General features: G+C 37.3%; 13 protein-coding genes and 1 pseudogene. 2 read left to right on the forward strand and 12 right to left on the reverse strand.

What is annotated here, in order from left to right; translation table 11 throughout:
* Positions 1-10: 10 nt before the first annotated feature.
* From EJK17_RS08635 to glpK, 9 genes are all read right to left on the reverse strand, one after another.
* Positions 11-1,666, reverse strand: a complete 1,656-nt coding sequence (locus tag EJK17_RS08635) for an alpha-glucosidase (protein ID WP_103662300.1) — start codon at positions 1,664-1,666, stop codon at positions 11-13.
* Positions 1,667-1,776: 110 nt separating this feature from the next.
* Complete coding sequence (locus tag EJK17_RS08640; protein ID WP_103662301.1) at positions 1,777-2,727, reverse strand: LacI family DNA-binding transcriptional regulator; 951 nt, start codon at positions 2,725-2,727, stop codon at positions 1,777-1,779.
* Positions 2,728-2,739: 12 nt separating this feature from the next.
* Positions 2,740-3,513, reverse strand: coding sequence for a tyrosine-protein phosphatase (locus EJK17_RS08645; protein ID WP_103662302.1), 774 nt, complete (start codon positions 3,511-3,513; stop codon positions 2,740-2,742).
* A 107-nt stretch (positions 3,514-3,620) separates the two neighbouring features.
* The gene (locus EJK17_RS08650; protein WP_103662303.1) at positions 3,621-5,201 is read right to left on the reverse strand and encodes an ATP-binding cassette domain-containing protein; all 1,581 of its coding nucleotides are present in this window, start codon (positions 5,199-5,201) and stop codon (positions 3,621-3,623) included.
* Positions 5,202-5,491: 290 nt separating this feature from the next.
* Positions 5,492-6,001 (reverse strand): glycoside hydrolase family protein, encoded by a 510-nt coding sequence (locus EJK17_RS08655; protein WP_127796348.1) that lies wholly within the window; start codon positions 5,999-6,001, stop codon positions 5,492-5,494.
* Positions 5,988-6,578 carry a glycoside hydrolase family protein gene (locus tag EJK17_RS08660; RefSeq protein WP_127796349.1) on the reverse strand — a complete coding sequence of 197 codons (591 nt, stop codon included), beginning with the start codon at positions 6,576-6,578 and terminating at the stop codon, positions 5,988-5,990. Before EJK17_RS08660 ends, EJK17_RS08655 begins: the two co-directional genes overlap by 14 nt.
* Complete coding sequence (locus tag EJK17_RS08665; protein ID WP_103662305.1) at positions 6,565-8,073, reverse strand: class III lanthionine synthetase LanKC N-terminal domain-containing protein; 1,509 nt, start codon at positions 8,071-8,073, stop codon at positions 6,565-6,567. The genes EJK17_RS08660 and EJK17_RS08665 overlap by 14 nt, the downstream gene beginning before the upstream one ends.
* Positions 8,074-8,244: 171 nt before the next feature.
* Entirely contained in the window at positions 8,245-9,075 is an 831-nt protein-coding gene (locus EJK17_RS08670) for a helix-turn-helix domain-containing protein (RefSeq protein ID WP_103662306.1), read from the reverse strand.
* The gene (gene glpK / locus EJK17_RS08675) at positions 9,075-10,580 is read right to left on the reverse strand and encodes a glycerol kinase GlpK (RefSeq protein WP_103662307.1); all 1,506 of its coding nucleotides are present in this window, start codon (positions 10,578-10,580) and stop codon (positions 9,075-9,077) included. Before glpK ends, EJK17_RS08670 begins: the two co-directional genes overlap by 1 nt.
* Positions 10,581-10,726: 146 nt before the next feature.
* On the opposite strand from glpK, the gene thiD reads away from it, so the two are divergent.
* On the forward strand, positions 10,727-11,539 hold the full coding sequence (thiD, locus tag EJK17_RS08680; RefSeq protein ID WP_103662308.1) for a bifunctional hydroxymethylpyrimidine kinase/phosphomethylpyrimidine kinase: 813 nt from the start codon (positions 10,727-10,729) through the stop codon (positions 11,537-11,539).
* A complete protein-coding gene (locus EJK17_RS08685) occupies positions 11,539-11,883 on the forward strand; it encodes a hypothetical protein (RefSeq protein WP_103662309.1) in 345 nt (114 codons plus the stop codon). Before thiD ends, EJK17_RS08685 begins: the two co-directional genes overlap by 1 nt.
* 221 nt (positions 11,884-12,104) lie before the next feature.
* On the opposite strand, the gene EJK17_RS08690 is transcribed toward EJK17_RS08685, so the two are convergent.
* The 3 genes and pseudogenes from EJK17_RS08690 to EJK17_RS08700 form a co-directional block, all read right to left on the reverse strand.
* Complete coding sequence (locus EJK17_RS08690; RefSeq protein ID WP_127796350.1) at positions 12,105-12,497, reverse strand: type II toxin-antitoxin system HicB family antitoxin; 393 nt, start codon at positions 12,495-12,497, stop codon at positions 12,105-12,107.
* A gap of 131 nt (positions 12,498-12,628) precedes the next feature.
* Positions 12,629-12,820, reverse strand: coding sequence for a hypothetical protein (locus tag EJK17_RS08695; protein ID WP_103662311.1), 192 nt, complete (start codon positions 12,818-12,820; stop codon positions 12,629-12,631).
* A 491-nt stretch (positions 12,821-13,311) separates the two neighbouring features.
* Positions 13,312-13,427, reverse strand: a pseudogene (locus tag EJK17_RS08700) (IS982 family transposase); the annotation flags it as partial.

The following is a 13,427-nucleotide window of genomic DNA, read 5'->3' on the forward strand; positions in this document are numbered from 1 at the left end:
ACTCCTTTTTTTACTTCTCTAAAACAACCCCAGCATATGGCATTAAGGTTAAAACATCGTCTTTCAATTGATAATGACCAGCAACCAATTTTTCAGTTGTATAGCCTGTTGGTAATTTAACTTGAGTCTTTTCAGCGCTAAGCGAGACCGCAACAATCGCAGATTGTCCCTGATAATCACGCTGGTAGACGTAACTCTTTTCATCAGTAGCCAACAAGTAGTAACTTCCCTCTTCAAAGAGTGCTTCTTTCTTCAAGGCTAATAATTGTTTATAAAAACTGAGCATGGAATCAGAATCAGTCATTTCTTGGGCTGCACTAACGCGGCTGACGCGCTTACCATCAAGCCATGGCTTAACTGTACTAAAGCCAGCATATTGTTCATTATTCCATGGCATTGGTCCCCGTGCTGGCATCTTATGCGTAGCATTCATCATTGCCAATGCCTCTTCTTCAGTTTTACCAGCTTTTTCAGCAGCCTGGATAAAGGGAGCCGCATTCTGGTCTTCAAATTGAGCAGGATCATCAAATAATAAATTCTGCAGTCCCAACTCTTCGCCGTAGTAAATAATTGGAATTCCACGTTGTAAATACATCAGCATAGCCAAACTACGAGCTTGCGTATCGTTATGAGCTACCCTAGTTCTAAGACGGGCCATGTCGTGGTTACTCCAATAAAGGGTCGGTTGAGAAATTCCCGCTAGAGTTTGTTGCCAAACTGCTTGATTTTCCTTAAAGGCATCCATGTCTAATGGCTTAGGTTGATAAGCAGCTGGGAAGTTTGGATCAACATGACTTTCGTCATCCGTAAAGTATCGGAAAGTAACTACGCTGTCCATCAAGTGGTTACGCTTAGTAGTGTAATCAACGGCTAAGTTGACACTTGCGCTAGCAGCTTCACCTAAGAGCAAGGTGTCAGGGTAGTCTTGCTTGATCTTTTCACAAAATGGTCTGAGCCATTCTTGGACTTGCGGTAAGTTAGCAAAGAACGGTTCTGCAATCACTGGTTCAGAACTATTATCTAGAGTGGGAAAGTTTTGACGTAAATCTGCTTTGCCCACGTGAATAAAGGCATCCAAGCGTAAGCCATCAATTCCTTTATTTAACCAGTATTCCGCAATCTCTAGCATCGCGTGACGAACTTCGGAATTCTTCCAGTTTAAGTCCGGCATCCGCTTGTCAAACAAGTGGAAATAAGATTGTCCAGTGCCAGCCGGATCGGGTTCCCAGACGCTGCCGCCAAAGAAGCTACCCCAATTATTTGGACGCTGATTATTTTCACCAGCAAAAATGTAGTAGTCGCGGTAAATACTGTTAGGATCTTTGATTGCATCTTGAAACCACGGATGTTGATCAGAAGTGTGGTTTAACACGAAGTCCATAATGACATGAATTCCGGCTTGATGAAGGTCAGAAATTAGGTTTTCCATATCTGCCATCGTCCCCATATGAGGATCAATAGCAAAATAATTAGAAACATCGTAGCCATTATCAACTTGTGGTGAAACGAAAACGGGATTCAACCACACTGCGTTAACGCCGAGATCTTTTAAGTAAGGGATTCTTTTCCTAATCCCGTTCAAGTCACCAATGCCATCGCCATTGCTATCTTGAAAGGATTTAGGGTAAATTTGATAAATAATTGCGTGATCATACCAATGTGCCATAATAAAATTCCTCCAGTCTCAGTTTAGTTGATATACGAAACCGTTTACAAGAGGATTTGATCTGTTACCGGTATCAAAAAAAGAGTTTGGAATTTCTTCCAAACTCTCCCTTACCTAGTCGATCCTCTTCTTACCAAGGTTGGCTCAATCAAAACTTCTCCTTGTGGTGAACCTGATTGAGCAATCTTTTGCAGTAACATCCCTGCTAAGAGGTCGCCCATCTTAAAAATTGATTGCCTAATCGTCGTTAATTTCGGGCTAGAAACTTGATCAAGAAAGACCCCATCAAAGCCAATCACGCCAAAATCATCCGGTACTTTAGCTCCCTGATTTTCTAATTCACGAATTATCCCTACAGCAATCCGGTCACTAGCACAGACAAAACAAGTATCCTTCTTAAAGTCCTGGTACATTTTCTTAATTAAACTCTGCGCTGAGTGGCTGTGGTTAGACACCCGGTAGATTTGCGGAATCAATTGCCTTTTCTGCAAAGTATTAATATAGCCAGCTTCACGTGAATATTCAAACGGCTCTTTCAAGTCAATCCCCACAAAGATAATGTGCTTATACAACCGTGACAAAGCATACTCGGTGGCCATCCTAGTCCCAGCTTTATTATCTGTATCGACAAAATCAAAGCCGCGGTGATTTTCACCAAATAAGACAAATGGCTTCTTGAGCTGGTCAAATAATTCATAGTCTCCGTTACGGGCCCCAGTAATTAAATAGCCATCTGCATTGCTCTGCTCAATCTTGGTGCGATCAGTTACTAATTGCAAGGCATATTGCTTCTTTGCTAAGCCTTTGGCAAAGCCGAATAACAAGTTCATATAGTAGGGCTCAGTTGTATCAATATCTTCGAGCGTAACAAATTCAACCACATTGGACCGATTATTGACCAAAGCCTGGGCCACAGAATTGGGATGATAATCCAATTCTTCCATGGCTTGAATGACCAGCTTTTTCAGTTCTGGCGTCACCTGCTCCGGGTGGTTAATTACCCGCGAAACAGTCATTTTTGAAACATTGGCTTCTTTAGCTACATCTGATAAAGTTACCATTAAATTTTCTACCTATTCTAAATACATTGCTCTTAACTGCTTTAAATCTGCTTGACTGAAGCCTAGTTCTTTTTTGAAGAAAGAATCAAAACTGCCCCAGCCTTGACGAATGGTCTCGGTGATCCCACGAATTGCGATGCCTTCACCCTTAGTGACATTCATCTTGGCAATAATCGCGGAAATTTGATCATTACTTGGTAAATTACGCGACACAGCAAAGTCGTATAATTCGTTAGTTAATAAATAGTCGCGGGCAATCGTGTCATCATCGACACCAAGCCCCATTAAGATTAAAGCCGATACCATTCCTGTCCGGTCTTTACCGGCACTACAGTGGTAAACCAAAGCTTGATCTGCTGGCAGTTCCAATAACTCGGCAAAGACTTTGGCAAACTCTTCCTGACTATGAGTATTAAGCAAGGTCCGCTGATAAATCTGCCCAATAAAATTATCCTTTAAATTAGGTAAATGATGGAAGAAACGGAACAACTTGTTGTCGCTCTTGTCTTCACTGATATTATCTGAATAAAGCGGAACATCGACATACTTAACGCTCGCCCACAAAACATCTGGGGACGAATTCTTCTCATAACTCGATCTTAAGTCACAGTCTACTGCGACCTTCAACTTCGCCAGCTTGATCTTATCTTTAAAAGATAAGGAACTTAAAGAATCTGAACGGTAAATTTTATTCCATTTGACGCTTTGGCCTTGCGCATTCTGATAGCCTCCGACATCACGGAAATTCAGGGCACCATCTAGTGCCACAAGTCGATTATGTGCCATATGATCACCTCACGTGTTATGGTTAACAGATTAAAATAATTATAGCATTATCTCGCAGGGAGGAATTTTAGGCAAGAAAAAACGCCGAAACTTTCGACGTTTAATCTCTATTCTTTTACTAAATGATGATCTTTAATCATTAGTGATGAAAAGCCATACTTCTTGGCTAAATCAAAGTTAATATGGTGGGCACTTTCGATCACTGTCTTTGGCGTGTTGTACAAAATCTGCCGAATATCATTGGCATTTTGTTCATCAAGAGCAGCGGTAATTTCATCAAGCAAGATAATTGGCCGATCCCGTAAGAGTGCTCTGGCGATGACTAAACGTTGCCGTTGACCACCTGATAAGTCTTCTTGATCGGGATGGATCATCCGCTCAAGTGGTTGCTGACCAAATTCTTGATCCAAACCAACTTGCTTAAGGGCAGCTAATAATTGCTTATCAGAAAATTCTTGCCCTAAACTCAAATTATCACGGATACTGCCTTCAAAAATCCAAGGTGTTTGCGCAATATAAACGGTGTTGCTTGGAACCGGTGCAGTTGAGCCGACGGTAATTTCACCCTTAGTTGGCTTAAGAAAACCTGACACCATATTTAACAAGGTACTCTTACCTGAACCAGATGGTCCTTGAAGTAAGACCTTTGTTCCATATGGTAAATCAAGGTTCACATCTTCGTAGACGGGCTTGTCTTGGTAAGTTAAGCTAACGTCCGCAAATTTAATCTCGGGTTGGTCAACTTCACTTGAACTTTGAGTAAAAATATCTTGATCAGAGACGTTAATCTTGCGAATTTCGGTGGTGCTGGCTACGGATGACCAGTACTGCATTAATTGGCGGAAGTTTTGCACGACACTGTTAGCTGATAAAGTCAGTGATAATAAAGCACTGATCGTCACGCCAAATTGATGAGTACTAATGAAGTAAAAGCCAAGCGCCCAAGGTCCAACAACTGCAACAATGGTGAGTAAGAAGTTAAAGTATTGAATGCCCCATTGTAAGTTTTGTTGTTTCAAGAGGGTATTTTCACTGGTTTCTACATCTGTGCTAACTCGCTTGAAAAATTGCTTCTGCACTTGGTATTGTAAAATATCACGCAACCCGTGGAACCAGGCTCCCGCTGACTGCATCATCTTGGAGTTCTGGTCACTCCATTCTTTACCTAAAGCCCCCAGCTTCTTCTTGCCAAACAACATTGGCACTAAACTCAGACAAGAAAAAGCAATGAAGATAATCCCCATGAGCAGATTAACTTGTAGCACATAGATAGTTGAAATAATGGCAGCTGCACCTGATGATAGAATTCCGGCAATGATTGAGAAGTATTGGTCATCAATCTTGCTAGCATCGTTACTGATGTGATTTAATCCGGCTGCCGCATCTTCACGTAAGGCAAAGCTGTTAATCAACATGGTCTTCTTCAGCTTAACTCTAAGAATCTTACGTGCGCGGTTGAGAAAGACATATTGTAAGACAATGGCGGTGTAAGTAACGAAGAAGATTAGAGTACTTTTGATTAAAAAATGGACAAAAGTATTAGCATCTTTGCCTACCAAGTTGGGAAATTGACCGAAGATCATCCCGTTAATGACCCCTTCGAATCCACCGGCAATTAAAGTGATTACGATTAAAATTAAGAGCCAGATTGGCACGTTTTTAACAATCCATCTGATATTAATCTTCATTGTTTTTACTTATCCCTTTTGAATAATAAAATTATTTAAAATTTATTTAATTTTAACATATTTTTTATCTTAATTCATCAATTTATAAAAAATAAGGACAAATGTCCCTATTTTTATTCTATTCATATTTAGCCTACAGAACAGCCAACGCTTAAAGAACTCGCAAATCTAGGTGCGTCGTGGCCACTTCGTGTGACAACGCTCTTTACAGGTAATTTTTGTAATTTTGTCAAGTTTCTCATTTTAATTCACCCCCTTTCATTATTCAAATTTAAACTCACCTCCTTTCGTTATTTAAATAGTGGATCAAATTCAATGTCATTGATTACTTTATAAAATGTCAATAAGATTCCTACCTGTCCCGACCCATAATCAACATTACTTTCCATATTTTGATCTGACGGAAACAATAATTGATCGTTTTTAATAAAAGATGTTGAGCATAAGGAATTTATTAAATTAGAAAAAGCATATTTATACTTTTTATCTGTTGGGAAATATTTAATTAATTCATAAATTGTTGAAATAACACCTGCTGTCCCAAATAAATAGCCTGATTGTAAAGTGGTTTTTATTAAAATCGAGTTACTTAAAAACTCTAATGTTTTTTCTAAGTCTTTATCGTATTTAAGTTTTAAATATTCCAAAATAGTACGTATTATTCCACAAGAACCATATGGAATATAAATATATGGAATCTCATTGTCATTACTATCTGTAACGCCACGAACTTTTCTTAGAGTATTTAACTTTTTTCCATGTTTCACATCCCAAAGAATATATCGTTTAGCAAGTTTCAAGCTTCGAGACACATGAGTTGATAAGAAATAATGCTATCCCAGTATGACCATACGCAAGTCCATATTTTGAAACACATGGCTGCATTTTAACTAAAGTATCATAGACAAGTTTGGCTACAGAGATAAAGTACATATTTTTTGTTAATTTATACATATAAATCGCTAGAAAGCCTATACTTGTAATCCCATTAAATAAAGAAAAATTCATATCTTCTTCAATTAACAAATCGGACAATTTTTTGGTCATTAGACCCATTATTTGGTATTCAAGTGTAGGATATGATTTGCAATAGTACAAAGTAACTAATGCAGATAATTTACCTCTACTTAAAGAACATATTGAAGAATTATCTCCCTGCTTTTTTATGCTTACCATTGTCTTATTTAATAGCTGTTCATTCCCCTCAATACCTAGAATTTTCAAGCCATAAAGAATACCAGATTCGCCAAAGGCAAAACTAAAATCATTTTCGAAATAATGTGTTAATTTACTTTTTATATTTTGATCTTTGACACTTGTTCTTAGCGATTGAAGCCCTATTTCAAAAATCTCTTTAACATCGTTATTGACTAGCATAATTACCTTTTCTAATAATAAGTTCTAAATCGTTAATTACTTGTTTAGTAAGTATTTCACTATTATAATTAGCAAAATAATCACTCAAATGACCACATAGCTCTAGCCATCCTCCATACAAAGAGCCGCAAAATTTCAAGGACTTTGATATAATTTGTCTATCTAACGTGATCAACTGAGCCCTAGAAATTAGGCAATCTGCTAAGCAAGCTGCCCAAGAAAACAAATCATTATCATCAATTTTTTTAGTCTCTAATAATTTGGAATAACCTGGTGTTACGTAAATAAGCTTTTTATCTATTTTTTCATCTACATAAGTGACGCTTTCTAAATCTATTGCCATTACCTTAAATTGGTCTTCATCATATAAGATATTATTGGGCGTCAAGTCGTTTAGAACGTACCCCTTTCTATTAATAATCGAAATTTTGTGATAAATATTTAAAAAGATATTCGATAATTTATATACATATTTTTCATAATCTTCATTAGTTGAATTAGGGTAATAAATTGGATTCTCAAATTTAAATTCGTGTAGAGTTATTCCATTTATTTTCTCTTCAACCAAGTAGTCACCAGCTTCAGTTTTAAAATAGTCAATTGGTTTAGGAGTAAAACCACATGAATATAACTCGCGAAGGAAATTATATTCTCTTCTGCGAAGGTACCTAATATCTTGGGGATGCACATTCTCAAAATTTTTACCACCAAAATACTTCTTAGCTTCTTTTACTATAACTGGAATAGCTGTTTTCTTATCAGTTGCTTCATACACACCACCAAAGTTACTGAACTGTAAAGCATTTACAAAATTATACTTTCTCAACATTTTAGAAGCTGATTTATCTTCTAATTCAATGTTTGTACTAACATTACCGTAATTAATATCCTCTACCCAATCTGGCTTATAGCAACCGATTTCTCTTCTGTCTTCAACTACATTGTTTTTTTCATTGTAAATTCCATAATATTGGTCTCCTTCAGTATCATATAACGGAATTTTTTCAAATGCCCCATACCTAAAACTAACCACCTTAGTAACTGCATTATCTGTTAGTACTGGAATTCCATCATATTTAATTAGTTTTCTAGATAATAATCTAAGTACTGTGATAAATTGTATTTTGTTTTGAGGATAAATAGTTATAAACTTTCCTGCCTGTTCTCTAGGGAAATCCTTAGACAGCATCACATAAAGACTAGCTACTGGTACAACTTTAAACGAGATGTTTAAAGGACTAATAGTTTCTATGACTTTATTTAAAATAGAAAGATAATTCGTGGAATTCCCTGAAACGTGAATCTTCCATCCTTGAACTGGCAATTCATTATTTTTGGATATACATGATATAAAGAAGCCGTTTGGAATTACCTTATAATTCTTGCCTTTAAGAGATTGATTTAAAAATCTTTTCATCTCTTTTGAAGAAGCGTTACGAAAAAATAAAGTGCCAATTTTGTTTTCCTTAACTAAATTTTTGTTAATAATTTTCATAATAAAAGATTCATCTTCTTCCTAAATATCAAACATCCAGGACATGGATACCACGGTATCATACTTTCCATCTCACTTACAATTTAGTTTATATTTAATATGTTACTCAGAAACAATTAAAAAAGTTCAAAGTGTCATATATGACACTTTGAACTTTTGAATGTTTTTCTTTCAACCTTTTAATTTTTCAACAATTGCATCCATCCCATTTAACCTTAAAAACATCAAAATACTTCTGACCCTATCTTTATCACCAGAAAATACCGCTGTATAATAACTAGCCATTATCTTTGCAAAGCAATTACTGGGTGATGGCGTCATCTTTTTTAAGATATTAAGTGCTAAATTTAGCGTTTCTTGATCTAAATAATGATAGAAAAGCATATTTTGCAAATAATTAACTGCAATTGCAGCAACTTTTTCTTGAATAGTATTAGAAAAAGTAGTTATGTCTTTGAAGTTTTTAAAGATTGATTTAACTAATGATTTTAATTCACCAAAGTCAAAAAGAGGAATTGCTATTGAAAATAAGGTTAAATTATCTTGATTCCACTCTTCAGTCTTAAAAATTAGATTTCTTACTTGATACTTATCTTCTTTTGATAAAATATTTGGATCTTTTTTTATACCCACTTCCAGCATAGCAGCCTGAGCATCTAAATTTTCTATTTCCTTGGTTTGCTTTTCTTGCTTCAGTTGTGTTCTAATTTCATTTATTTGCTCTAAATCTTGACTATAATACGCTTTGTGCAATTCTCGTATTATTTCACCATATTTAACACTTTTACTTTTTTCAATCTTATTTAACGAAAATTGCTCCAAAAACTCATTCGCATTAACATGATGAATCGCCAAAATCTCAAGTAAATCAACAGTCTTGATCTCATGAAGTCCTCGCTCAACCTTAGAATAATACGACTTCGTCAACACGCCAGCCGCCATCTCAGTTTGCGACAAGCCTAATTCCTGGCGCTTCTTCTTCAATGCTTCGCCAATCGTCATTACTTCTCACCATGAGCAAAGACTCTTGTTGCAGTGACGGCCTTCTGCCAGCCTGCATACAACTTCTCCCGTTCATGTTCGCTCATCTTCGGTTCAAAGGCTTGACCAATCACAAAGATATCTTTCAATTCATCAACATCTTTCCAAAAGCCCACTGCCAGACCAGCTAAGAAGGACACACCCATGCCCGTTGTTTCAAGAATCTTAGCCCGTTCAATCTTCGTGCCTAACAAATCAGCCTGGAATTGCATCAAATAATTATTATTGGACGCACCACCATCAACGCGCAAGGCTGGAATTTTAATACCAGAATCAAGTTGCATGGTATCAACCACATCCCTCGTCTGGTAGGCCAGTGACTGCAGAGTTGCCTTGATCAAGTCATAGTTAGTTGTTCCACGTGTAACGCCAAAGATCGCACCTCGAGCTTCAGAATCCCAATATGGTGCTCCTAACCCGGTAAAGGCTGGCACTACATAAACTTCGTTTTCAGACTTAGACTTGTAAGCCGCATCTTCAGATTCTGGTGCCGTCTTAATCATCTTCATTGAATCGCGCAGCCATTGAATGGCAGAGCCCGAAACAAAGACTGACCCTTCTAAGGCGTAGTTCACTTTTCCGTCAATGCCGTAAGCAATCGTCGTTAACAAGTTATTGTTTGATTCAGTTGGCGTCGTGCCTGTATTCATCACAATGAAAGAACCCGTGCCATAGGTGTTCTTGACCATCCCTGGCTTTAAGGCTAATTGTCCAAATAAAGCTGATTGTTGGTCACCAGCCATCCCTGCAATTGGCACCTTGCCACCAAAGAATGTATATGGCGTGGTATAACCATAAACTTCGGAGTTAGTCCGCACTTGTGGCAACATGGCCTTCGGAATATTCAATAAATCTAAGATATCATCATCCCAGCACAAGTCATGAATATTAAAAAGCATGGTTCTGGAAGCATTGGTGTAGTCCGTATCATGGACCTTACCCTCTGTTAATTTCCAAAGTAGCCAAGTATCAATCGTCCCAAAGAGTAGCTCACCCTTTTCGGCACGCTCTTGTGCTCCTGGTACATGATCTAAGATCCAGCGAATCTTGGTCGCACTGAAATATGGGTCAATAATTAAACCAGTCTTCTTGCGGATCATCTCACTATAGCCATCTTGCTTCAGCTTCTCAGCTAATTGCGTTGTCTGCCGTGATTGCCAAACAACTGCATTATAGATTGGACGACCCGTCTTTTTATCCCAAATAACCGTAGTTTCCCGCTGGTTAGTAATGCCAATCCCAGCAATCTGGTCCGGCCGTAAACCTGAATCGATAAAAGTCGTCGCAATTGTCGTCTGCACGGCTTGCCAAATCTCAGCCGCGTTATGTTCTACCCAACCTGGTTCAGGAAAGTATTGGGGAAATTCACGTTGTGAAGAGGCAACTTCTTTACCATTGTGATCGATGATCATCGCTCGCGTAGAAGTGGTCCCTTCGTCAATTGCCATAATATATTTTTCTGTCATCGCTTTTTACCTCTAAAATTAGTAACCGTTTTCTTTTAAGTTTAATATTTTTAGCGATTTTTACAAAGCTTTTTCCTATTATTTAAGTTTTTTTCTGTCAAGTTAGTTATAATGGAAAAAAATAAAGACAAAAGCGAGGGATATTTATGACAAAAGAACCAATTGCAGTTACCATTGCCGGCAATGATAGTGACGGTAGTGCTGGTACACCTGCCGACTTACACTCTTTCTATGCTCGAGACGTCTACGGCATGGGCTTAATGACCGCAGCTGTTGCCGGGAACACTACTGGTATCTATGCTGCTCATATTATGCCGCTGGACTTTATCCAAAAGCAATTTGATGTCCTAGCAGCAGATTTCAAGATTGGCGCTGCTAAGACAGGGATGGTCGCTGATTCTAAAGTAATGAACGTGGTCGCTGACAACTTAGAAAAATATGACTTTGGCAAAATTGTCATTGATCCAGTAATCTCGACTAAACATGGTAATACTTTAATGGATGATGACTCTTATAACACCTTCATCAAGCGCTTGGTCCCATTAGCTGAGATCATTACGCCTAATTATTATGAACAAAAGAAGTTAACTGGCCTTGAATTAACCAACTTAGATGAAATTAAAGAAGGGGCTAAAAAGTTGCAAGCCATGGGTGCGAAGAACGTGCTCATGAAAGGCCGCCACGATGGCGAGGAAGCTGAAGTTACTGATGTTTTACTTACTGCAGACGGCAAGTTCCACTCCTTCACTAAGCCATACTTTAAGACTGACCGGGTTAACGGGACTGGCGATACCTTATCCGCAGTGATTGCAGCAGAATTAGCTAAAGGCACGCCGCTAATTGAAAGTGTGAAGATTGCCAAAGACTTCACCTATGAGGCTATCTCCCACCCAATTGAGGTTGGTTCTAAGTGGGGCCCAATCAACCATTGGGCTGCACAAGAAGATACTAAAGAATAATGCGTAAAGAAATCCGTGGTGCCTTCGCGATAACTGGACTTGTTTTAGGTCTTTTTAGCCTGGGCGTTTTAGCATGCTTAATAATTTTCTTTTATCCTATTCCTAGCAACCTCTTTTCTACAATAATTTCATTAAGCTTATACGCTAGTGGATTGCTATCTTTAGGAATCACAATCTTATTTGCCAAAGTTGATTACATTTCCCTACTACTAGCCGGAATTTTATTAATTGGTTCCATTATCTTTTGGACAATTATCCCGGAACTATGGTGGTGTTTAATCTCTGCAGTTGTTTATACTGTTATAGCAATAGGAACATTGTGGTGGAATTTGAAAAAAGGATAGCATAATGATGTAGAAAAAAGAGCTCTCGCTGTGTGAGCTCTTTTCGTTTGTGATTTTACTTAGACTTGTTAACTATACTTAATAAATTAACGTCTTTTTGTTAAGTATAGTTAATGAAAAGTAGGATTTTTGTTAAGTATAGTTAACAAAAATACAAAAAAAGCAGATCTCTACCTACAATGTCATTGAAGAGACATCAGATAGATGATCTGCTTTTTCAATTATTGAATACCTAATTTAGATTTAATTGCATCAGTTAATAACGCAGAAAAGTTTAACCCAGCTTCCTTTGCTTCTTCATTTAAGTAATTAGGAATAGTCAGCGTCTTCTTAACAGCTCTTTCATCATTCAATCTTTTATATTTTGAAATATTGACAGTAACTAGAGTGGCAATTTGATTATTCTTAGTCTGAGGTAATTCGGTATTAGATTTAGGCAAATCTTCTACTAGAGACATAGTACCAATCAGATCTTTCCCCATTTCAATTGGCTCTGCGACAGTTCTACCTTGGGTATCTCGATCAAGATCTGGAAGACTTACTGAATATTTGATTTTATCATCATTTGTAGTAGTTATAACAATTGGAAAAACAACAATTTGATCTTTTTTCATATTTTCACTCTCTTTTCTCTCGTAGTGCAAGTGTATCGCATGTATGTAAAGAAATACAAAAAAGCAGATCTCTACCTACAATGTCATTGAAGAGACATCAGGCAGATAATCTGCTTTTTAAAATTTCTCAGTTACTTTGAATCAGTTTCATCCTTTTTAGCAAGTTTTTTCTTTTCTTCAAAGTAAATCAGTGGTATGTCGATGATAACAACTGCTACACCGAAAAGTCGCACCCATAAATTATGACTATTGTAAAAGCAAATTGCTAGAATTACAAACAACCAGATTATCCTTGGAATTGCTTTTCGCCAAACTGATAGCATAACTACCTCCTTAGCCTTTGCCAAAAAGCTATTAACTTTCTTGACAAGCTAGATCTTTCCCAGAAATATGAGAGGGGCAACACAATTATTGCTACTACTATCAAGAAATAAATCCAATTTATACTGTGATGTTCTATACTGGCATAGATTGCCAAGATAGTCGCACAAGCAATGCTACGCCATCTTTCTTTTAGAAAATCTAACATCGGTACCACCTACATATCGATTTTTTCACTCTTATCTTCATCCAACTTAATTTTACCGTCTGCTTTAAAAAGATAGCTTATAATTGTAATGTATTTCTTACATTCTTTACTTTGGCCAACTAGTAATAAAATCCTTATAGCCGTACTTCACCATATCTTCTCTGATTTCATTTGCCTTCTTTGTATCATTTTTAAACAAAGCATCTATATAAATACCGATTATCCGATAAAACATCATATGAAAAGCGGAAGTATGCGCAGAAATATAATTAATTACGCGTGGTGCTAGTTAAATCGTTCTAAACAATAAGCCAAATTATAAGCTAAAATTGCAATTTCCAACCGGCTTTGAAAGCCTATCAGACTACGTGCTCGATTGTTCTCGGCATTGTAATAGGTCA

Origin of the sequence: Lactobacillus xujianguonis (assembly GCF_004009905.1) — a bacterium.
Classification (GTDB): Bacteria; Bacillota; Bacilli; order Lactobacillales; family Lactobacillaceae; genus Lactobacillus; species Lactobacillus xujianguonis.